Genomic DNA, 23,140 nt, shown 5'->3' with positions numbered 1-23,140 from the left:
TTTATATATAAAAAAAGCCTACATCAATATCGGGCTTTGAATAAACTCCTTAGAACAAGTTTAGGGCTAACAAGCTGATCAAGTATCCGTTCAAAGACGGCTCGCTTTTACAACTTCAACTCACCCTTTCTAAAGATTTCGTGTTGAGTTTACCAAAAAATAGTATTAATGTAGGCAGTAACCTAATATTTTAATTTAAAGAACGTTACGATACATGCTCTTGCAACTTATTGTTTAAAGCTTCTAACTTCTCTTCAATATGATGACTTACTTCTATTGTATCTATTTGTTTTTGTTCTACCTGAGTTGCAAATTGTAAAGCAGACATTGCTAAAACATCTTGTTTATCTCGTACGGCATAACTTTTTTCGTACTTCTTAATCATTACTTCAATCTTTTTAGCAGCCTTTCGAAGTCCTTCTTCTTGGTTTGGGTTTATAGTTAATGGATAAACCCTGTCTGCTATCGATATCTTAATTTTTAATTGGTTCGACATATTTTTATTTTATTCGGTTAGATGCGTTATACACTTATCTATTTCCCGAACAAGAGCATTTATTTTGAGTTTTGTTTCTCTTTTATGTTGGTCGCTGCCAAGCATTGAATTAGCTAATTTAAGTGAACTACATTTATCTCGCCAATCATCAACCTCTTTATTGATTTGTTGCTGTTGAGACTTCAAAACTGCAACTTCTTCCTCTAATTTAAGTTTCGTCAGCTTCAGATTATCATAATTCTGAATTAACTTACTTACTCTATCCTCAAGAGAATCAACAACTTTTGATAAGTCACTCATTAAATTTTATTTCAATACTTCGTAAACAAAGTTAACAATCGAAAGCAGAAAACACAAAGTTTTCTTTAATTTTTTGTAATATTGAAAAACAATCTGTTTTAATTTCCATATAACTCCTCTTATTATTGAACGAATTCTTAAATTTGTATAATGAGAAAATTATTTTTTTTATTACTTTTTCTTTCTGAATCAGTCTGCTGTCAGAACAAAATCCCAACTGATTATTTTAATAACCCTATTGAAATTCCGCTCATACTTTCAGGAAGTTTCGGTGAATTGAGAAGCAATCATTTTCATAGTGGTCTCGACATAAAAACACAACAACGGGAAGGAATTCCTATATATGCACCTGCAGGTGGGCATATAAAACGTATAAAAGTTGCTCATTATGGATATGGAAAAGCACTTTATGTGCAACATCCTAATGGGTATTCTACCGTCTATGCACACCTTAAAAAATATGCAGGAAAAATTCAAGAATATGTAAAAAAGGAACAGTATAAAATAGAAAAATACACCATAGAACTTTTTCCTGAAGATACTTTGTTGGCAGTGAAAAAAGGAGACTTAATTGGTTATACAGGCAATAGCGGAAGCAGCGGAGGTCCTCATTTACATTTTGAAATTAGAGATGCGAATTCTCGCCCTATGAATCCTTTGCTTTTTGGAATTGAAATTCCAGACACAAAAAAACCTATTGTTAGTAGTATTTTTGCTTATCCTCTAAGTGATAGTGCTCAAGTTAACAAGTCAAGAAACCCAATTAAATTAAGATTAATTTCTCAAAAAGATGGTTCATATAAAGTTGAAAAATGTACCGCGATAGGTGAAATTGGCTTCGGTATTTCAACCATCGATCAGCAAAATGGTGCTTCAAATAAAAATGGGGTATATCAAATTACCTCAACATTTAATGGTGAGGAAAAATTTAATGTTCTTTTTGAAAAATTTTCATTTGCTGAAACCAGGTATTTAAATCGATATATAGATTATCAATACTTTAAAAAGAATAGGAATCGAGTTCAAAAACTTTTCAGAGAAAGTAATAATCCCTTGAGCCTTATTAAAAATGATGCTGAAAATGGTGTTATTTCAATTGAAGAAGGGTTTAAATCTGTGTATACTATAGAAGTTAGAGACTTTAAAAATAATAAAATAACTATTTCCATACCTATAGAAGGGAAATCTGAAAAAACAAGCATTCCGAAGAAAGACAATACTACTAATGATTTTATTTATGCGAATCAAGCTACTTCGATTACTAAAGGTAAATTTAGTATTTACATTCCAGCAAATAGTTTTTATGAAGACACCTATCTTCAAATTGAAGCAAAAGGAGATACTTTAAAATTACATAAAGATGAAATTCCATTACATAAAAACATTACTATAACCGTAGATGCCTCAAATTATGATAAAAAAGATTTAAGTAGTTTATATATTGGGAGATTAAATTATAAGGGAGATCCTTATTATAATAGAACTAGTATTAAAGAATTTAAACTATCTGCAAGAACAAAAATTTTGGGGTCTTATATTTTAGCTACAGATACTACTGAGCCTACTATTAAAGCAGTAAGTTTTGAAAATAAAAAGTGGATTAGTAAAAACAAAACCCTGAAAATTAAAATTGATGATGACTTTAGTGGCATTAGTTATTATAAAGCTACCATTAATGGAAAATTCATTTTAATGGAATATAATTATAAAAAAGGCGTTTTAACTTATAATTTTGACGATGATATCATTTCAGAATCAGAAAACAATTTGAAAGTAATTGTTATAGATAATGTAGGAAATAATGCTACATTTGAAGCAACATTTTTCAGAAAATAAACACATAATAGATTTGAAAACTTCAATTTTAACTTTCCTATTTCTACTGTTCATTTCAACAACAACAGTTTTTGCGCAAAACGCAACGATTAAAGGGCTTGTATTGGACGAGAATGATCAACCCATTTCGAACGTAAACGTTACTTATGGAGGAGAAAATGGTGCCATAACAGATTTAAACGGGTTTTATTTATTAAAAATTCCTGCCAATCAAGAGGTCGTTATTACATTTTCACATATTAGTAATAAAAATATTCAATTAACAGTAAAAGAAATTAGACCTAATTCAGAATTTGAGCTAAATCCTGTCATGAAAACTGACATAGAACAAATTGGGGTGGTTGAATTAATGTCACGTAAAAAAAGAAAACGAGTGGAAGGAATTACTACCATAAGTCCTGAAGCCATTCGTAAAATACCCGGTGCTAATGCTGGGGTTGAAACCTTACTGAAATCATTACCAGGAGTTAGTGGTAATAATGAATTGAGTACACAGTATGCGGTACGTGGAGGAAATTACGATGAAAATTTGGTGTATGTTAATGAAATAGAAGTCTATCGCCCTTTCTTAGTAAGAAGTGGACAACAAGAAGGTTTAAGTTTTGTAAATAGTGATTTAACAAGAAGTGTAGATTTTTCAGCAGGTGGGTTTCAAGCAAAATATGGAGATAAGCTTTCATCGGTCTTAGACATTAAATACAGAAGACCTACAAGTTTTGAAGCTTCTGCAGATTTAAGTTTATTAGGTGCAAATGTTTCCGTAGGGAGTAAATCTAAAAATGGTAAATTAACGGGTATTATAGGCCTTAGGTACAGAGATAATAGTCTTTTTGTAAATTCAAAACAAACAGAAACGAATTTTAAACCAACATTCGCTGATGTTCAAACGTATTTAACTTATAAGTTTAATGACAAATTTGAATTAGGGTTTTTAGGAAACTTAGCAATTAATAAATACAGCTATGAACCTTTAACACGCCAAACCAACTTTGGTACCTTAGCAGACCCTGTAGCTTTATTAGTTTTTTATGACGGTCAAGAAGAAGATCGATACGATACCTATTTTGGAGCTTTAAAAGGAACCTATGTAGTTTCAGATAACTATACTGCTAAATTAATAGGGTCTATATACCATACGAAAGAACAAGAATACTTTGACATTCTTGCTGAATATAGAATTGGTGAAGTAAATTCTAATATTGGTGATGAAAATTTAGGTGAAGTTGAATTTAGTGAAGGAATTGGTTCCCAACTAACACATGCTAGAAACGATTTAGATGCACTTATAATTAATTTAGAACACAAAGGAATTATTTCTTTAGATGAAGATCGATATGAGTACGGTGTAAAATATACACATGAAGACATTCGTGATCGTGTTCAAGAATATGAAATAATTGATTCAGCAGGATTTTCGATTAGACCCCCACTTGAAGATTTTATAAATGATCAGCCTTACAATCCTTATGATTCGCCTATAGTACCTTTTACAGACATACGAGCTATCAATGATGTTCAAATAGACCGTCTTTCTGGATTTGCTCAATGGAGTAGAAGAACAACTTTAGGCAATAGTGAGTTATGGCTAAATGCAGGAGTAAGAGCCCATAGCTGGACCGTAAATGGAACAGGAATTAAAAGTAATACTGAAATTGTTTTTAGTCCAAGAGCTCAAGTAACTTTAAAACCAGAATGGGAAATGGACATGTTGTTCCGTTTATCAGGTGGATTATACCATCAACCTCCTTTCTATAGAGAGTTAAGAGATTCTACAGGAACGGTTATTCCAGATGTAAAAGCTCAACAATCTATTCATATTGTATTAGGTAATGATTATAGCTTTAACCTTTGGGGAAGACCTTTTACTTTAAACTCTGAGCTATATTATAAAAAACTTACCGATGTTAATCCTTATACATTAGAAAACGTTCGGATACGATATAGAGCAAAAAATAATGCTGAAGCATATGCTTATGGAGCAGATTTTCGTTTAGCAGGAGAGTTTGTACCAGGTACTGAAAGCTGGGTAAGTGTTGGATATTTAAAAACTGAAGAGAATATTGAAGACAGAGGCTATATTTTTAGACCTACTGATCAACGTTTAAAGTTTAGTGTATTGTTTCAAGATTATGTAAAAGTAATCCCAGATTTAAAATTATACTTAAACTTAACCTATAATACTGGACTTCCAGGTGGTTCTCCAAGTTATGCAGACCCGTACGATTTTCAAACAAGACTACCAGATTACAAAAGAGTTGATATTGGTGTAAATTATGTAATTATCAATGAGGATAAACTAAGATCTAGTGGATGGCTAAGTATATTTAAAGAACTTACTTTAGGTGCTGAAATCTATAATATATTTGATGTACAGAACTCTATTACGAATACGTTTGTAAGAGATGTAAGTTCGAAAGTGCAATATGCAATTCCAAATTTTTTAACGCCAAGAGTATTTAATGTTAGAGCAACTATGAAATTTTAATTGCATTAATTTTCAATAAATTCTTTTAATACATTGATTACATAGTCTACTTCTTTTCTTGTATTAAAACTAGAGAAAGAGAAACGGATTGATGGTTTTTGAAGGTCTTCTTCGGAAAGAATTTCAGATAACACATGCGACCCTCCTACACTTCCACTTTGGCAAGCACTCCCTTTTGAACAAGCTATTCCTTTTAAATCTAATTGAAATAAAAGCATCATTGCTTTATCTAAAGCTATAGGAAGACATACACTTAATAAAGTATAAGTGCTATGTTCAAAGTTTTCGCAATTCCCATTAAACTTTACCCCAGGAATTTCTTTTACCAATCGTTCTTTAAAATAAGACTTTATGCCTTCAATATACTTTCTTTCATTCGCTAGGTTATTGTAAGCAATCTTTAAGGCTTCATTTAAGCCCGTAATAGCATAAACAGGTTCAGTTCCTGCGCGTAAACCACGCTCTTGTTCTCCACCAATGATTAAAGGTCTTATTCCACTATTTTTTCTTATAAATGCAAAACCAACTCCTTTAGGTCCATGAAATTTATGCGCTGCAGCCACTGCAAAGTCGATTGGTATTTCTGAAAAATCCAACGAATAATGACCTATAGATTGCACCGTATCACTATGAAACAAAGCATTATAGTCCTTACATAAAAGTGCTGTCTTTTTTAAATCTAATAGCGTTCCAACTTCATTATTTACATGCATCAAAGTCACTAAAATTTTAGAAGAAGTATCACTTAATAATTTTTCTAAATGAAGATAGTCAACCATCCCGTTTTCATCTATATCGACATAATCAACATGAACCTCAAACTTAGCTTGTAACTCTGTAACGGTATGCAAAACTGCATGATGCTCTATTTTACTAGTTATTATTCGTTTAACACCTAAATCGCGAACACAACTATTTAAAATTAAATTATCAGCTTCAGTCCCTCCTGAAGTAAAAATTATTTCAGAAGCAGAGGCATTAAAATGACTTGCAATTTCTTTTCTACAACTTTCAAGTATTGATTTTGAGGTTCGACCATATGAATGTGTTGAGGAAGGATTTCCATACACACTCAAAGTCTCAGTAATAGATGTAATTACTTCATCTCGTAACTGTGTTGTTGCAGCATTATCAAAATATACTTGTTTCACACGTTTAAATTTTAGTATTTACTTAAATAAATTAATTATAAAATTAAGAACGTGTGTAAACACTCAATACATTCGTTCTCGTATTAAAAATTTTAAACATTACCATTTTAAATATATTTCTAAAATTTATTAATACTCGTTTAATACCATGCAAAAATACGCTAAAAAAATAATCTAAACATTTAAAATAATCTAAATGAATGTTACATTAAAAAAGAAATTTGTTTCTTTGTATACATCAGTTTAACTTGGTATTTCATTTAAATAAATTATGAAAAAATTATTTTTACTTCTTACAATTTCAATCTTTCTAAGTTCATGTAACGATGGAGATGTAATTGTCACAACATTCGATTTTGATGATGAAAGTTTAAACAATTGTGGAGAAGCAGGCGGATATGTTTTATTCAAAATTAATACTACTACTAATGAAAGTATTTCACTAAGTTTAGACACCAATAATAATATATTTGACGCTACTGAAGAACAAATGTTTGAATTAAATGGGGAAGGTAATATTGTAAACTATAGAAAATATAGTGGTGCATTAAGTAGTGATTACTTTTGTAATAATGTTCCTCCTACTAGTCCTTCTGTTACTTCTGAATTTATTGCAGCATCTGGTGATGCTATATTAAATCCTACAATTACATTAGATGATGAAGATGGATTGGAAGAAAGTTCTGAAAGTGATTTAGATTCCGATGGAGATGGTTTATTAGATTATTATGACAATGATGATGACGGCGATAATGTACTTACTTCAACTGAACTTGGGGCAGATTTTTTAAATGGAATTACCAATGAACCTCAAGATTCTGACAAAGATGGAATCTATGATTACTTAGATACGGATGATGATAATGATACTATATTAACAAGAAACGAGGACCTTGATGGTAACTTAGAGCCTTCTAATGATACCACAGATGGCATCCCAAATTATTTAAATAGTGCTGTGACAACTGAGAACATTGTTAATGAATATCGTCCTCATACTTACAATTACAACAGCGATATTTCAGTACTTTTATCAGATATTGTGTTAATTGGTGGCGATAATGAAGTGATACAGCAAACATTGAGTTTAGGCACTATTGAAGGAGCTATAAACGAAACTATTTCTATCACTCCATCTTTTGAGTAATTAGGATATCTTACTCTGATAAATGTAAACTTCAGTGGCTCCTTTTCCGTATTTTTGATAATCTGCATCATAATACTTAACATTTTCATAGCGTCTAAACAAATACTCGAGTTCTTCTTTTAGAACCCCTTCTCCTACTCCATGAATAAAAACAACTTTCTGAATTCTCTTTTGAATTGCAAAATTTAATTGTCTTTTAGCGGTATCGGTTTGAATTGTAAGCATATCGTAATTACTCATTCCTTTTTGGTTCGAAACTAGTTGATGAATGTGTAAATCGACTATCATGGGAGGTAACACTCGTTTTTTAGGCTGAACTCTAGGTAAGTTTTTATTTTTTTTAGATTTTTTTTCTAATAAAACAGCAGAAATGTCCTTAGGAATTAAATCTTTTTCAGAAAATGAATTACTATCAATAACCAATTCATTTTTAGCAAATTCTATTTCAAAATCATCTTCAGTCAAAATAGTAATAACAGTGCCTGACACCTTTTTAACAATCCCTTGTATCGAATCATCTAACACTAAAACTTTATCTCCTATTTTCATTAAATATGTTTAAAGTAATAATTGCAAAACTAATGATTTATTAGGTAATTTTTATAATATAAGAACATTGTAAATAGCTGTAAATGAGGATTTAAATAAATAAATTTTATTTATTTAAAAAAATATACTACTTTTATCGTTATGTTAAAGTCGTCTTATCCCAAGAGATGCCTTTTTTTAAACCTAGCAATTATGAAGAACCTACTTTTATTAATAATTCTATTATTATCAACAGCACCCATGTTTTCTCAACTGTTTGTAAGGCCTAACCCTTCATCCTCTGAAGATTCATTTGTGTATGTCAAAGATCAAATTTTATTTGTTGAACAAGGAATTAACCTTGAAATAAACACAAATGACCCTACTAATACTGAAGCTAGTATCTACTTAAGAGATTTTGGCCAATTATTACAAGGCGAATCAGCAACCCCAAATAGCGGCACAGGGCTGCTTTCTATTCAACAGAACACTCCTGCAGACGATGCTTGGGATTATACATTTTGGGCTTCTCCAGTTGGCAACCCTGCTTTAGGAGGGGGTAGTGCTGGAAACAAAAATTTTGGAATTTCACATCTCTATGAACCAACTAGCGTAACAGCAGCTACAAAAGCAGTTAATACTGCTGATTATAATGGTTTTTCAAATCCTTTTACCATTTCAAGACGATGGATATACACACATGAAACTCCAGGTACTGAGGCGGAAGCTGATTATTCTCACAGAGGTGGTAATGACGCTATACCCCCAGGATATGGTTTTTTAATGAAAGGAATAAACATAGATGGACTTCCAGGAAATCATGATTGGAATTATGACTTTAGAGGAAGAGCAAACAATGGTACTTTTACTATTCCAGTAGATGATGGACTAATGACATTAACTGGTAACCCTTATCCCTCTGCCTTAGACCTTGCTCTGGTTGTATTCAATAATCTGAATGTAGGTGCTATTTGGTTTTGGGATGAAGATAGAACTATAGATTCTCATTATTATACCGATAACAGAGGTGGTTTTGGTACATGGGTACCTGGAGGAGGAACTAATGGTAATTACATTCCTCCAACTTTTGTTGAATGGGACGCCTCAGGCGGCGGCGGCGGCGGCGGTACTGGCGGTACTGGCGATGATTATAATAGACGTTATTCTCCGGTAGGTCAAGGATTTATGTTGATTGGCAATAATAATGCTCCTGGAAATGCTACAATTGATAACAAAATGCGGCTATATCAAAAAGAAGGAACTAATTCAGATTTTAGAAATAATGATGACTCAAGTTCTGGTGCAGTAGATGAAAATCCAGATACATACTGGCCACAATTTAGAGTCATTTCTGAATTTGGAGAATCACATTCAAGGATTTTATCATTAATGTTTTGGGAGGGTTCAACCCATGGTTATGACCATGGCATGGATGGTTATCACCCTATGGATGCTGATAATTCGGAAGCATTTTTTCCGATTTTTGATAATGTAGGTGACGTAATTAACGAATATGGAACTTATGCAATACAAACTTTACCTTATAGAAATGAGGATAAAATTCCATTAGCATTTAGTTTAGAGGAACAAACAACTATTAGTGTTAAAGCTAGAGATTATATTAATTTTGAACATAATGCTTATTTATGGGATAAATATGAAAATACAATTTCTCAAATTTCAGGTGAAGAAAATGAAGCAATATTAGATTTACCTGCTGGAATGTACGATTCTAGATTTTATATAGTATTTAATAGCTACAGAGAAAGTATAGAGAGTTCTGAAGGAACTTTAGCTCAAGAAAATGTTAGAGCCAATATTGATTTCTATCAAAACAATAGAGTTAGACAATTAGAAATCACTAACCCTGAAGGATATTCAATTAAACAAGCCAACGTTTTTGATATGGCTGGTAAATTAATTATTAGTAAATCAAATATAGGTTCAAATCAAAACATTACTGTTTCAACTGCAATGTTAAGTGATGGAGTATACATTATAAGATTAACTACAGTTGATTATATAGATATTGACTATAAAATGATTATCGAAAATAAATAACCTTATATAAGGTATCTAAGAGAGTATACCCAAATTACTCTCCCGTAAAATCACAAAGGCTGTAACAATAATGTTACAGCCTTTTTTTATGCAAAAAACATAACCTATAGTATTATAGTATTTCTTTAATACATTGCATGCGCTGATGCTGTCCATTTGGATAAAGACACTGGTATAGTTACTAACAAATAATCATTACTTATATGCGCTAGTAATCATCCTTATACATCTTCTAGGCAATCCCTTTCTCTTACGTATGGTTAAAACAAATATCTATACGATACTTTTTGCAATAGATAGTACATATCATTTTCAAGAGATCACTATACATTGATACATAAATACGTATCCTTTTTCTATTAAGGTGGGTTTATTTTAAACTAATTACGAACTCAAAAGTATTAAAAAACAGGGGTAAATAAAAAGCCTCTTGTTTTCACAAGAGGCTTTTTATATAAATTTAGTCTAAACTAAATACTATTTATTTAATTGAATAGATGTAATAGTTTGAATATTTCCTAAATCAGTTTGAATTGATCTATTCGTTTCATCCGATAAAGGATCAACACATGCAGGACAAAAACCACCACAATCTACACCTTCCTCATTACCATCCATAATACCATTAGTACAGTTAGCTGTATAACCTAAAGCTGCGAAATCAGGTAAGGAAAAAGTAATTCTTCCTGAAGACCTAAGAGTAACACCATCTGCTTCCATCCATGCATAATATCCGTAATCATTAATATTATAACAACCTGGTGCTAAACCTCCAAATAAGACATCTGCTGTAGCTTCTGGATAATATAACCCTTGTGTGTATGCTAATCCATAAAGGTTACATAAATACTTCGACCATCCAAAATCATACAATACGGTAGATCCATCTGCATAAGTCGTAAATGATTGACCCGTAGCATATAATTCAAATTTATTATCTAAAGGATCTTGCCAAAAGAATGGAGGGTACGGCCCACCGCCATAACAAGCAGGAGTTTGACCTTCAAGGTCTGCCGCTAATTCAACTTGCATTCCTCCACCAGCTCCAGTAACCATAATTGCATCAATGTTTTCGTAACCACCTGCTCCAGGAGTCATAATATCCCAAGTTCCAGTTGTTAGACCTGCAATTGAATTATCATAAGTACCTAAATTTACCGTTCTATTATTACCGTTTATTTCTTTAGCAACAAAGGCATCTCCATTAGTTTCATCGATACTAATGTTAGAAATTACAACATTAGTAAAATCACTTAAGTTAACTTCAAATGATCCTCTATTATTTACAAATGTATAATTGGTATTAATTGATCCTGAAGAAGCTGCAAGTTCGAAAGCAAGTTCTTCGCCTTCTACAGTTTCAACAAAAGCATTTGTATTACCATCATTCCCAATGTTTAACCATAGTTTTCCATGAAATTTTGCGCTATTTGCAACAATAACACCTGCATATGTTCCTCTAACATCATTGTCGTATGCTCTATTAGGTTTTTGTTTTCTTAGATCTGTATCTAATTCATGAACTAGATTTTCTTGATTTTCTGTTAATGTACTTTCATCTTTTGAGCAAGATACAACGACCAAAGCCATTAATAAAAGTAGGATTGCTTTTTTCATATCATTTTATTTAATTAGTATATTAAGTAGTATTATCCCTACAATATATATGTAAATTTTTAGTATCAAAAATATAAATATATCCAACTTTTATCTTTTCGACTAAAAGCATCATTTAACCGACTAAAGGGGTCATTTCATCGATTAAAAGCATCGAGCTTTTCATTTATTAAATACGTAGAACTACGTAATTTATATACCTATTAATATTTAGTGATTTGTTACTCAATAATCTACTTAAATTTATAAAAAATAACTCCCAAGTTAATAATCATATTTTCTATAAAAGGGTTTACTTTACCCTTGTATTAAACTAATTTATGTGGTATCAATTAAAATCATATTTCTTCTTCTTTTTTAAATCTACGAATCAACATGGAATCCACTCCCCTTTTGTTTTTGATTTTATAACAAAATGTGTGTATAATACCTCTAATTATTATTCATATACAATTTTAAGAAGCATAAGAAAGCGGCTTTTTAATAATACCGACACTATAGTTATTACTGATTTTGGTGAAGGCTCAAGGGTATTTAAATCAAATCATCGAAAAATTTCTTCTATTGCAAAGAATGCAGGAATCCCCTTTAAAAGACAAAAATTATTATTCAGGCTTGTAGAATATTTTAAGGTTGAAAAGGCCTTAGAGCTTGGTACATCACTAGGTTTAGCGACCACGGCTATTTACTTGGCTAATCCTTCAGTTAAGCTAGACACCGTCGAAGGTTGTCCTGCAACTTCAGAAAAGGCAGATGCACTTTTTTCTGAATTCAATCTGAAAAATATACAGCTGCATAACATGACCTTTGACCATTTTTCTCTTCGGAAAAGCCTTCCGAAGTTTATGACCTTATTTATATAGATGGAAATCACAATAAAGAAAATACACTTGAATATTTTAACATCGCATTGAATAAAGTAACTAATAATTCAGTTATTATATTCGATGATATTTATTGGAGCTCAGCAATGAATGAAGCATGGCTAGAAATTTGTGAAAATGAAAAGGTAAAAATTAGTATTGATATGTTTCATTGGGGTCTTATTTTTTTCAGAAAAGAACAACAAAAACAACATTTTGTAATTAGAATGTAACAAGCAAGAAAACAAAACGTCTTATGATGAAAATAGTATATTGCAAACGTTTTAATTGACTAGATAACCTATGGATTTAATTATTAAAATTAGAGGTATTATAAGAGATTTTCCTCTAGGGCAAGAAGTTGTAAAAGTGTTAAAAGGAATCGATTTAGACATCGAGCGTGGAGAATATGTTGCTTTGATGGGACCTTCTGGTTCAGGAAAATCTACTTTAATGAACTTATTAGGTTGTTTAGATACACCCACAGGAGGAACTTACGAGCTTAATGGCAATGATGTAAGCAATATGACTGATGATGAATTAGCCGAAATTAGAAACAAAGAAATTGGATTTATATTTCAAACATTTAACCTGCTTCCTAGAACGACAGCATTAGAAAATGTTGCATTGCCTATGGTATATGCTGGAGCGTCTAAAAGTGACCGTATAGCCCGTGCTGAAGAGGTGTTAGCAGATGTTGGTTTAGCCGATCGAATGGATCATAAACCAAATCAACTTTCTGGGGGACAAAGACAAAGAGTTGCCGTAGGAAGAGCTTTAGTAAACAAACCTTCTATTATTTTAGCCGATGAGCCTACTGGAAACTTAGATTCAACAACTTCTTCCGAAATAATGACTCTTTTTCATGAAATTCATGAAAAGGGTAATACTGTTATTGTGGTAACGCATGAAGAAGAAATTGCTGCACATGCACATCGAATCATCAGACTTCGAGATGGAATGATTGAAAGTGATATTCGTATTAAATAAAATTATTTGTAAATTGGTTTTAAATTAGAACACCAATTAAATGAGCTTATCTTTATTCTCAAACCCTATTTTTATTTTTTTAGCAGGTATTTCATTATTTGCCTTATTATTTTTTTGGAATAGATTTAATTCCAAAAATCAGCGCAATAGAAATAAAAGAAATTTCAGAAAAGAATATTTCGACCGAAAAAGAGAAAAGGAAAAAGAACTATAAATGAAGAAAGCAATTATTGTTGGTGCCTCTTCTGGTATAGGAAAAGAACTTGCATTTATTTTAGCCAATAACAACTTTACAATAGGAGTTACTGGAAGAAGAGAACAAAAACTTCTTGAGATACAGCAATCGCTTTAGGAGATAATTTATTCTGGATAGCATCTAAAAAAAAACTGCAAAACAAATTTTTAGAAGTATTGAAAAGAAAAGAGAGGTCGTTTATATTAAAAAACGATGGCGAATTATTGCTTGGGAGTTAAATAGTTCCTTATTGGGTGTATAAATGGCTATAATTATTTAAAGTTCTTATATCTTTAAACCATAAATTTTTACAATGAAAATATATACAAAGACAGGTGATAAAGGCACTACTGCTTTATTTGGTGGCACACGGGTACCAAAACATCATATCCGCATTGAATCCTACGGAACCGTAGATGAATTAAACTCTCACATTGGACTCATAAGAGACCAAAATATTGATACACATTATAAAGAAATACTGATCCAAGTTCAAGATAGGCTATTTACATTAGGCGCTATTTTAGCAACCGATCCCGAAAAAGCTATTTTAAAAAGTGGAAAAGAACGTCTTAATATTCCTAAAATTGAAAAAGAAGACTGTGAGCTTTTAGAATCTGAAATGGACGAAATGAATGAAAGCCTTCCTCCAATGACACATTTTGTATTACCTGGAGGTCACACAACGGTGTCATATTGTCACATAGCTCGTTGTGTATGTCGTCGTAGCGAACGGTTAGCTACCTTATTACATGAACATGAGCCCCTTAATGAACAAGTATTAATGTATTTAAACCGTTTATCTGATTACTTATTTGTACTGGCACGGAAGTTGACTTATGATTTACAAGCCGAAGAGATTAAATGGATACCAAAAAAACTTTAATTCTTCAAAAAAAATAAAGTGTAACTAGTTGTTTTTCAATTTTTTACATACGTTCTTAAAAATAATGTAGAAATAATTGCGATTTTACTTGACTTTCTAATCAAAAAAATTATTTTTGCAGAAAATAATAAACATTAAGTACTATGTACTGGACATTAGAATTAGCATCCTATTTAAGTGATGCGCCTTGGCCGGCAACAAAAGACGAATTAATTGATTATGCTATTAGAACTGGAGCTCCTTTAGAGGTAGTAGAAAATATTCAGGCTATAGAAGATGAAGGAGATTCATATGATTCAATTAGTGAAATCTGGCCAGATTATCCAACAGATGATGATTATCTGTGGAATGAAGATGAATATTAAACGATTAAAAAATAAAAAAAGTCTCAAATATGAGGCTTTTTTTTTGCATAAAATTTAACTGATAAAAACAGCATTCCCGCTTGGCAATCTTGTTTTTTTACAGTTTTTTTGTAGAACATTGTAAAAGCAATTTGCTTTATACTAAATAAAATAATTACAAAGAAGAAACATGGGATTTTTAGACAGTGTATTAAAAGCTTTTGTAGGAGATAAATCCAAAAAAGATCTAGGTGATATTCAGCCGTTTGTTGATGAAATAAAAAAACATGAGGAAGCTATTTCTAAGCTTTCTTTAGATGAGCTTCGAGCTAAATCTGAGACCTTTAGAAAAATCATCAAAGAAGATCAAAAAGAGATTCAAAAACAAATAGATGATTTAACTGAACAATCTGAAACAGAAGAGGACATCAATATTAAAGAAGAAATCTATAATCAGATTGACACTTTAAAAGATGATCGATATGAAGTTGAAAGAGTAACCTTAGATAAAATATTACCTGAAGCTTTTTCTGTAATAAAAGAAACTGCGCAGCGATTTAATGACAATAAAACTCTCACAGTTAATGCAAGTCCATTTGATAGAGAAATTTCTTCAAAAAAGGATTACGTAACACTAGATGGTGATAAAGCCATTTGGAAAAACTCATGGGATGCTGCCGGAAAAGAAGTAACCTGGGACATGGTTCATTATGATGTTCAATTAGTAGGTGGTGTTGCTTTACATCAAGGAAAAGCTGCTGAAATGCAGACAGGAGAAGGTAAAACTTTAGTTGCTACGCTTCCAATGTATTTGAATGGCTTAACCGGTAACGGTGTGCATCTAGTAACCGTTAATGATTACTTAGCAAAACGAGATAGTGCCTGGATGGCTCCATTATTTGAGTTTCATGGTTTAAGTGTAGATTGTATTGATTATCACCAATCAAATTCAGAAGAAAGAAGAAATGCATATAATGCAGATATTACCTATGGTACCAACAATGAGTTTGGTTTTGACTATCTAAGAGATAACATGTCGCATGCGCCTCAAGATTTAGTGCAACGACCACATCATTACGCAATAGTTGATGAGGTGGATTCGGTATTAATTGATGATGCCAGAACTCCATTAATTATTTCTGGTGCGGTACCAAAAGGAGATATACATGAGTTTAATGAATTGAAACCAAAAATTGAAGACATTGTTTCCATTCAAAAAAAGTATTTAACAGGAGTTTTAGCAGAAGCTAAAAAACTAATAAAAGAAGGCGACAAAAAAGAAGGAGGATTTCAATTACTTAGAGTTTATAGAGGATTACCTAAAAATAAAGCCTTAATAAAATACTTATCTGAGGAAGGGGTTCGTCAAACTCTTCAGAAATCAGAAAATTTCTACATGCAAGATAACAATCGCGAAATGCCAAAGGTAGACGCAGAATTGTATTTTGTTATTGATGAAAAAAACAATCAGATTGAATTAACCGATAAAGGTATTGATCACCTTTCAGGAAAAGACGATCCAGAGTTTTTTGTAATGCCTGAAATAGGTGCTGAGATTGCAAAAATTGAAGCGCAAGAACTTTCAACTGAAGATGAAGCAAGTCTTAAAGAAGTTTTATTTAGAGACTTTGGAATTAAAAGTGAGCGTATTCATACCATGAGTCAGCTTCTAAAAGCTTATTCTCTTTTTGAAAAAGATACCGAGTATGTTGTAATGGACAATAAAGTAATGATTGTCGATGAACAAACAGGACGTATTATGGATGGTCGTCGATACAGTGATGGGCTACATCAAGCGATAGAAGCAAAAGAAAATGTAAAAATTGAAGCGGCTACCCAAACATTTGCAACGATTACCTTACAGAATTACTTTAGAATGTACCGTAAGCTTTCAGGTATGACAGGAACTGCGGTTACTGAAGCTGGTGAACTTTGGGAAATCTATAAATTGGATGTTGTTGAAATTCCAACGAATAGACCAATTCAACGTGATGATCGTGAAGATAAAATTTACAAAACCAAACGTGAAAAATACAATGCTGTAATTGAAGAAGTTGCAAATCTTTCTGCTGAAGGAAGACCTGTATTGATAGGTACAACTTCTGTAGAAATTTCAGAACTTTTAAGTAGAATGTTAAGTATTCGTAATGTACATCATAATGTGCTGAATGCAAAACTTCATAAAAAAGAAGCAGATATTGTAGAGGAAGCAGGTCATGCAGGAATTGTAACGATTGCAACCAATATGGCTGGTCGTGGTACCGACATTAAATTATCTGACGAAGTTAAAAAAGCAGGAGGACTTGCTATTGTAGGTACTGAAAGACACGATTCTCGTCGTGTAGATAGGCAGTTACGTGGTCGTAGTGGTCGTCAAGGAGATCCAGGAAGCTCACAATTTTATGTGTCTTTAGAAGATAACTTAATGCGTTTGTTTGGTAGTGAACGTATCGCTAAGATGATGGATAAAATGGGCTTAAAAGAAGGTGAAGTAATTCAGCATTCTATGATCTCTAAATCCATTGAAAGAGCTCAGAAAAAAGTAGAGGAAAATAACTTCGGTATTCGTAAAAGATTATTAGAATACGATGATGTTATGAATGCGCAAAGAGAGGTAGTATACAAACGTCGTTATCATGCATTATTTGGTGAACGTTTACGTGTTGATATTGCCAATATGATTTATGATACTGCAGAAGTAATCTCTGATTCTAATAAACAGGCTCAGGATTTTAAAAACTTTGAATTTGAATTGATTCGATATTTTTCTATTAGTTCTCCAGTAACTAAAAGTGAATTTGAAACATTAGAATTTCAAGAAATAGCTGGTAAAATATATACTGCTGCATTAAGTCATTATCAAGAAAAAATGAAGACTAATGCTGAAGTTGCATATCCTGTAATTAAAAATGTATATGAAAACCAGAAAGATCAATACAAAAGAATTTTAGTTCCTTTTACGGATGGTATTAAAACATTAAATGTTGCTACAGATCTAGAGAAGGCATATGAAACTAAAGGAAAGCAATTAGTAACAGATTTTGAAAAAAATATATCTCTTGCGATAATTGATGATGCTTGGAAAACACATTTACGTAAAATGGATGAGTTAAAGCAATCTGTGCAATTAGCAGTCCATGAACAAAAAGATCCTTTACTTATTTATAAGTTTGAAGCATTTGAGTTGTTTAAAGCTATGATTGAAAAGGTAAATAAAGATGTTGTTTCTTTCTTATTTAAAGGAGAATTACCTAAAGAAAATCAGCAACAAATTCAAGAAGCCCGTACGGTAAAAACTAAGCAGAGTTTTAAAGAGCAAAAAGATGAAATTCAAAACTTAGATGAACGTTCTGCAGAATCTCGTTCTGCTGGAAAAACACAAGGTCAACAAATAACAGAAACAATCGTTAGAGAACAACCAAAAATTGGACGTAATGATAAAGTTACTATTAAACATGTGATGAGCGGTGAAAACAAAACGTTAAAATACAAACAAGCCATTCCTTTAATTGACAAGGGTGAATGGGTGTTAGTCGACTAATAACATTATAACTATATTTAAAAAAGAGGCCTTAGGCCTCTTTTTTATTTCTTGGGAGGGTATCCTTTTAGCATTTTATTAATTAATTTAAAATAATGTGCTTCTTTTTGCTTTGGAGTTGCTTTTTCTTTAATTGCTCCATTACTCACAGCATGCCATATTAGTTCATCTTCAGGCCCACTTACAAAATCGATGGTTACTTGTTGATCTATAACATACCCTCCTATAGGGATTCCACCACTGACTCCTACTCCAACATTTCCACCTCCACTACCAACACCAATCCTAATGGTATTTTTGGGCCGTAAAGCGCCTTCTTTTGAGAAGAAATTAATTAAAATTTGAGGGGTTTCGTTTTTTGTAAAACCACGAAGAGTCATTATACTATCTGTAGCTTTTACAATTCTTTTATTATCTAATTCACTTAAACCAGAATCGATATCTGGAAAATAATTATAGGTAGTGTAACTAGAAAAATCAGTTTGTTTATCGTAATCGTAATTAACAGTAGTTCCACAAGAAAACAGTAGTAAAGCAAAAGTTAAAAAGAAATATATTTTCATGTGTCTATATTATTTTATGAAAACGGTCACATGCTGCCTGCCTACTGCAGGCAGGTTCGCTATTAGTAATCCCTTTGGGTGATAAATTTTTCAGCTTGCTCGTTTCATGTTTTTTTTTAAATATAAACAAAAAGCAAGCCAACTATTAGCACTATTTCTTTACTATTTTTTTCGAAATAGTTCCTTTATTTGTTGCTATTTCAACAAAATAAATACCTTTAGAAAGGTTAGAAAAGTCAATGTCTTTTTCTGAAGTTTCAATTAATTTTTCTCCAAATATAGAATAAATAATTGCTTTAAAATATGAAATATTTTCAGAAGGTAAAATGGTAAGTGTCTCTACAACAGGATTCGGGTAAACTCTTAACTGATTATTTAATATAATATCAGTAGGGTTTGTTAAACACATATTTAAAACTTCTTCAACCGTATTACAACCTGGTGCATTAAGGGCAATTGTTTTTTCAACAGAATCATCTTCAATGATAGCACAAATTAAGTCATTTCTACAAATAGATAAATTTATATTATTTAATATCACCACTTCCTCAATTTGAGTAGGATCAACGTTTCTTAATGGCTGAATAGCAATTAATTGTGGATTGTTATTAATAAATAAACGTTGATGTATAATTTCTAAGTTACCTAAACCTCTTAAAGATATTAAATTTTCATTTTCATAAATATCTAAATTCCCTACAGAAATAATATTAGTAAAATCTACTAGGTTTCGAAGTTCTGTATTAAAACCTATACGAAATACCTCATCTACAGTTTGGAGATTTTGAAAACCTGAAATGTTTTGAAGATTAGGACATTCGACCACATATAGATTAACTAAAGAACTAATGTTATTAAAGGCAGAAACATCAAGCACATAATTATTATTCATTAGGTACAATGAACCGTCAATGGATTGTAAACTTTCTAATGCATTGAAATTTTCTAATAATTCATTTGACACAAAAAAATTACCAGTTACTTCCTGTAAATTTTCTAATCCTGCAAGAGTACTTATTGAGTTCCCTCCTAACACGAAAGAATTAATAGAAGTTATAAAACTTAAATGGGAAAGGTCAGTCAAATTATCATTTTCAAATAAATTAATACCATGAATGAATTGAATATCTGTCAATCCAGATAAGTTAATTAGGCTATTATTTGTAAACATTTCTAGACTTGCAATTTCTTGTAAAGAAGAAAATCCATCTAAATTTTGAACATTATCGTTAAACCATAAGGTTAAATTCCTGACATTTACTAGGTTATCCAAGCCTGTAAAATCAATTATTTGTGTTTTTAATATAAAGATATCTTGTGCATCAATAATTTCAGAAAGACCATTTAAATTATCAATAATAGCAGTATCACCATCAATTCTTAACAAGTGAGTAAGTTGAGTGCAATTTGGATATGTTGAAGCGAAATTATCAACATCAGCTTGTGTTGTTAGATAAATATCGACAGCTGGACATTGTCCAAAGACAGACACAACAGATAAAAATATAGCAAAAAGGAGCGTAATTTTTTTCATAACAATTATTTTTACTCAAGTAAGAATTTAATTAATTCTTAAATATACAAATACTGTTCACATTACTAACCTATTATGAAGTAGTATGGTTGTATTTTGTGGTAGACTGATGAAATTTTGTTGCCAATGACGCTTGATTTCTAATCGAGCATAAACGATAGGATGAATTACTAGTTTTTTAATGACTTAATAAAAGTATATCCCTTTTGTTTCCAACATGAAAATTTTCACAATCAATCATCTAAATATAAGAAATTTAAATGATTCTAATTGTTAAAGTTATGTTTGACGTGATTTTAAATATCTTTATTCAACATCAACCAAAGTTCGTCTTTTAATTCTAAAAGACCTTGTTGGGCAACAGCAGATATAAATAAATAAGGAATTCCTTCAAAATCTTTATCTAATTCTTCCTTCATTTCAGCTTGTAACTCTTCATCTAACATATCACTTTTTGAGACAGCCACCAAACGATCTTTATCCAACATTTCTGGATTGTAACGCCTTAATTCATCTAACAAAATATCGTATTGTTTTTTAATATCGTCTGCATCTGCAGGTATTAAAAACAATAATGTAGAATTACGTTCTATGTGACGTAAAAATCGATGTCCAATTCCTTTCCCTTCTGCAGCTCCTTCAATAATTCCAGGAATATCTGCCATCACAAAAGTTTGAAACTCACGATACTTTACAATCCCTAAATTAGGTTTTAGGGTAGTAAACTCATAATCTGCAATTTTAGGCTTTGCAGCAGTAATGGAAGCTAGTAAGGTTGATTTTCCAGCATTTGGAAAACCTACCAAGCCTACATCTGCTAACACTTTTAATTCAATCGTAATATTTGTTTCTTCACCTTCTAAACCAGGTTGTGCGTAACGTGGAGTTTGACGGGTAGAGCTTTTAAAATGGTTATTTCCTAAACCACCTTTACCACCTCTTGCAACAATCTTCTGTTCTCCTTCTTCTGTAATTTCAAAAAGAATAGTTTGAGTTTCAGAATCACGAATAACAGATCCTAAAGGAACATCAATATAGACATCCGTTCCATCGGCACCAGTACTGGTTTGCTTACTACCATTATTACCGTGGGTAGATTTAAAGTGCCTTTTATGTTTTAAGTGGAATAACGTCCACATATTCTGATTTGCTCGCAATATAACATGACCTCCACGACCTCCATCTCCACCATCAGGGCCTCCCTTAGGGATGTACTTTTCTCTACGTAAATGGGCAGATCCTCTCCCTCCTTTTCCGGAAGTTACATGCAACTTTACATAATCTACAAAATTCCCTTCAGTCATAATAATTGTTCTTTGTAAAACTGTTTAATTGTTAATTTTTCTTTTAACGTTAAACGATTCTACCTATTTTTAATTTATAAAGTATCGATTACTTCACATAAACGGCTCGTAATTTCTTCAATAGAACCCACACCATCAACACCGTAATATTTATTCTGTTCTGCGTAATAATTTTTTAAAATAGCTGTTTTAGTCTCATATTCATTAAAACGATTACGGATTTTACTTTCATCTTGATCATCAGCTCTTCCACTAGTTTCTCCTCGTTTTAAAAGGCGTTCAACCAATAAATTTTCAGGAACTTCAATAGCTATCATTCCATTTATACTCGCTCCTTTTTCAGCTAAAAAATCATCTAATGCTTTTGCTTGTGATTCAGTTCTAGGAAAACCATCAAAAATAAATCCATTCGCTTCAGGATTTTTTTCAACTTCAGCTTTTAACATATCAATTGTTACTTGATCAGGGACTAAATCACCTTGATCCATAAACGACTTTGCTAAAGACCCTAATTCAGTTTCATTTTTAATATTATATCGAAATACATCACCAGTCGAGATATGTAGTAAATTATATTTTTCTTTTAATACATCTGCTTGTGTACCTTTTCCTGCACCTGGAGGCCCGAACAACACTAAATTTTTCATTCTACTGGGTTTTAATTTATATACTTCTCTTAAATTTCTTCCTAATCCATTATAATCTAAACCATAACCAACGATAAAATCGTTTTCTATTTCTAAGCCTATATAATCGATTGGAAAATTCTTTTTATACGCTTTTGGCTTATAGAACAAAGTGGCTATTTTATACTCTGCAACTCCTTCCTGTTCTAATATTTCGATAATAGTTTCAAAGGTATTCCCTGAATCTACAATATCTTCAATAATAATCACAGAACGGCCTTTTAAAACAGGATCGGCCCCCATAACGGTAGTAATTTCTCCACTTGAAGAAAGTCCATCGTAAGAAGCAACTTTGATAAAACTCATTTCACAATCTCCATCAAATCTTTTAATGAGGTCTGATGCAAAGAAAAAAGCGCCATTTAAAACAATTAAAAAAACAGGGTTCTTATCTTTATATTCAACATTCAATCTAACGACAACACCATTGATAGCTTGATTAATTTCAGCTTCTGAAATATATTTTTCAAAAAATAAGTCATGTAATTTAATCATACTAAAGTTCCATATTTTAAAGGCGCAAAGATACGGATTAACTTATTATTTAACGATGTCTTCGCTATTCGATTATAA

At 31.6% G+C, this 23,140-nt stretch carries 20 protein-coding genes, 1 other RNA gene and 1 pseudogene; 12 read left to right on the top strand and 10 right to left on the bottom strand.

Annotated elements, in window-relative coordinates; genetic code table 11:
• Positions 1 to 42 precede the first annotated feature (42 nt).
• The 3 genes from ssrS to ABXT64_RS10470 form a co-directional block, all read right to left on the bottom strand.
• Positions 43 to 149: non-coding RNA, 6S RNA (gene ssrS, locus ABXT64_RS10480), on the bottom strand.
• A gap of 56 nt (positions 150 to 205) precedes the next feature.
• The gene (locus tag ABXT64_RS10475; protein ID WP_443632879.1) at positions 206 to 496 is read right to left on the bottom strand and encodes a cell division protein ZapA; all 291 of its coding nucleotides are present in this window, start codon (positions 494 to 496) and stop codon (positions 206 to 208) included.
• A gap of 9 nt (positions 497 to 505) precedes the next feature.
• Entirely contained in the window at positions 506 to 796 is a 291-nt protein-coding gene (locus ABXT64_RS10470) for a hypothetical protein (protein ID WP_443632878.1), read from the bottom strand.
• Positions 797 to 946: 150 nt separating this feature from the next.
• On the opposite strand from ABXT64_RS10470, the gene ABXT64_RS10465 reads away from it, so the two are divergent.
• Together ABXT64_RS10465 and ABXT64_RS10460 are read left to right on the top strand one after the other, a co-directional pair.
• Entirely contained in the window at positions 947 to 2,632 is a 1,686-nt protein-coding gene (locus ABXT64_RS10465) for a M23 family metallopeptidase (RefSeq protein WP_443632877.1), read from the top strand.
• Complete coding sequence (locus tag ABXT64_RS10460) at positions 2,598 to 5,117, top strand: carboxypeptidase-like regulatory domain-containing protein (RefSeq protein WP_443632876.1); 2,520 nt, start codon at positions 2,598 to 2,600, stop codon at positions 5,115 to 5,117. The genes ABXT64_RS10465 and ABXT64_RS10460 overlap by 35 nt, the downstream gene beginning before the upstream one ends.
• Before the next feature lie 5 nt (positions 5,118 to 5,122).
• On the opposite strand, the gene ABXT64_RS10455 is transcribed toward ABXT64_RS10460, so the two are convergent.
• Positions 5,123 to 6,268 carry a cysteine desulfurase family protein gene (locus ABXT64_RS10455; RefSeq protein WP_443632875.1) on the bottom strand — a complete coding sequence of 382 codons (1,146 nt, stop codon included), beginning with the start codon at positions 6,266 to 6,268 and terminating at the stop codon, positions 5,123 to 5,125.
• Between the two features lie 271 nt (positions 6,269 to 6,539).
• On the opposite strand from ABXT64_RS10455, the gene ABXT64_RS10450 reads away from it, so the two are divergent.
• Positions 6,540 to 7,415: a hypothetical protein gene (locus ABXT64_RS10450; protein WP_443632874.1), complete on the top strand. Its 876-nt coding sequence runs from the start codon at positions 6,540 to 6,542 to the stop codon at positions 7,413 to 7,415.
• Here ABXT64_RS10450 and ABXT64_RS10445 read toward each other — a convergent pair whose 3' ends face one another.
• Complete coding sequence (locus ABXT64_RS10445; RefSeq protein WP_443632873.1) at positions 7,416 to 7,964, bottom strand: Smr/MutS family protein; 549 nt, start codon at positions 7,962 to 7,964, stop codon at positions 7,416 to 7,418. It abuts the gene before it with no gap.
• A gap of 192 nt (positions 7,965 to 8,156) precedes the next feature.
• Here ABXT64_RS10445 and ABXT64_RS10440 point away from each other — a divergent pair, with 192 nt between their 5' ends.
• A complete protein-coding gene (locus tag ABXT64_RS10440) occupies positions 8,157 to 10,004 on the top strand; it encodes a T9SS sorting signal type C domain-containing protein (RefSeq protein ID WP_443632872.1) in 1,848 nt (615 codons plus the stop codon).
• A 477-nt stretch (positions 10,005 to 10,481) separates the two neighbouring features.
• Here the strand turns inward: ABXT64_RS10440 and ABXT64_RS10435 are convergent, their stop codons facing one another.
• The gene (locus ABXT64_RS10435; protein WP_443632871.1) at positions 10,482 to 11,621 is read right to left on the bottom strand and encodes a hypothetical protein; all 1,140 of its coding nucleotides are present in this window, start codon (positions 11,619 to 11,621) and stop codon (positions 10,482 to 10,484) included.
• 320 nt (positions 11,622 to 11,941) lie between these two features.
• Here ABXT64_RS10435 and ABXT64_RS10430 point away from each other — a divergent pair, with 320 nt between their 5' ends.
• From ABXT64_RS10430 to secA, 8 genes and pseudogenes are all read left to right on the top strand, one after another.
• Complete coding sequence (locus tag ABXT64_RS10430; RefSeq protein ID WP_443632870.1) at positions 11,942 to 12,484, top strand: class I SAM-dependent methyltransferase; 543 nt, start codon at positions 11,942 to 11,944, stop codon at positions 12,482 to 12,484.
• Positions 12,475 to 12,522 (top strand): annotated as a pseudogene (locus ABXT64_RS10425) (hypothetical protein); the annotation flags it as partial. The gene ABXT64_RS10430 and the pseudogene ABXT64_RS10425, both read left to right, overlap by 10 nt.
• A gap of 9 nt (positions 12,523 to 12,531) precedes the next feature.
• On the top strand, positions 12,532 to 12,717 hold the full coding sequence (locus tag ABXT64_RS10420) for a hypothetical protein (RefSeq protein ID WP_443632869.1): 186 nt from the start codon (positions 12,532 to 12,534) through the stop codon (positions 12,715 to 12,717).
• Positions 12,718 to 12,787: 70 nt separating this feature from the next.
• Positions 12,788 to 13,474 (top strand): ABC transporter ATP-binding protein, encoded by a 687-nt coding sequence (locus tag ABXT64_RS10415; protein WP_443632868.1) that lies wholly within the window; start codon positions 12,788 to 12,790, stop codon positions 13,472 to 13,474.
• Positions 13,475 to 13,688: 214 nt separating this feature from the next.
• Entirely contained in the window at positions 13,689 to 13,826 is a 138-nt protein-coding gene (locus tag ABXT64_RS10410; protein WP_443632867.1) for an SDR family NAD(P)-dependent oxidoreductase, read from the top strand.
• Positions 13,827 to 14,022: 196 nt separating this feature from the next.
• Entirely contained in the window at positions 14,023 to 14,595 is a 573-nt protein-coding gene (locus ABXT64_RS10405) for a cob(I)yrinic acid a,c-diamide adenosyltransferase (RefSeq protein WP_443632866.1), read from the top strand.
• Positions 14,596 to 14,738: 143 nt separating this feature from the next.
• Positions 14,739 to 14,960 carry a DUF2795 domain-containing protein gene (locus ABXT64_RS10400; RefSeq protein ID WP_443632865.1) on the top strand — a complete coding sequence of 74 codons (222 nt, stop codon included), beginning with the start codon at positions 14,739 to 14,741 and terminating at the stop codon, positions 14,958 to 14,960.
• 169 nt (positions 14,961 to 15,129) lie between these two features.
• Positions 15,130 to 18,480 (top strand): preprotein translocase subunit SecA, encoded by a 3,351-nt coding sequence (gene secA / locus ABXT64_RS10395; protein WP_443632864.1) that lies wholly within the window; start codon positions 15,130 to 15,132, stop codon positions 18,478 to 18,480.
• A 44-nt stretch (positions 18,481 to 18,524) separates the two neighbouring features.
• On the opposite strand, the gene ABXT64_RS10390 is transcribed toward secA, so the two are convergent.
• From ABXT64_RS10390 to ABXT64_RS10375, 4 genes are all read right to left on the bottom strand, one after another.
• On the bottom strand, positions 18,525 to 19,043 hold the full coding sequence (locus tag ABXT64_RS10390; protein ID WP_443632863.1) for a DUF4136 domain-containing protein: 519 nt from the start codon (positions 19,041 to 19,043) through the stop codon (positions 18,525 to 18,527).
• 151 nt (positions 19,044 to 19,194) lie between these two features.
• Entirely contained in the window at positions 19,195 to 20,577 is a 1,383-nt protein-coding gene (locus ABXT64_RS10385) for a T9SS type A sorting domain-containing protein (protein WP_443632862.1), read from the bottom strand.
• Between the two features lie 296 nt (positions 20,578 to 20,873).
• Positions 20,874 to 21,881: a GTPase ObgE gene (gene obgE, locus ABXT64_RS10380; protein WP_443632861.1), complete on the bottom strand. Its 1,008-nt coding sequence runs from the start codon at positions 21,879 to 21,881 to the stop codon at positions 20,874 to 20,876.
• 74 nt (positions 21,882 to 21,955) lie between these two features.
• Complete coding sequence (locus tag ABXT64_RS10375; RefSeq protein WP_443632860.1) at positions 21,956 to 23,062, bottom strand: adenylate kinase; 1,107 nt, start codon at positions 23,060 to 23,062, stop codon at positions 21,956 to 21,958.
• Positions 23,063 to 23,140 lie beyond the last annotated feature (78 nt).

The organism is Candidatus Marifrigoribacter sp. Uisw_064 (assembly GCF_047730175.1).
In the GTDB taxonomy this organism is placed as follows: Bacteria; Bacteroidota; Bacteroidia; order Flavobacteriales; family Flavobacteriaceae; genus Marifrigoribacter.
This window is presented reverse-complemented; position numbering and strand designations above follow the sequence as displayed.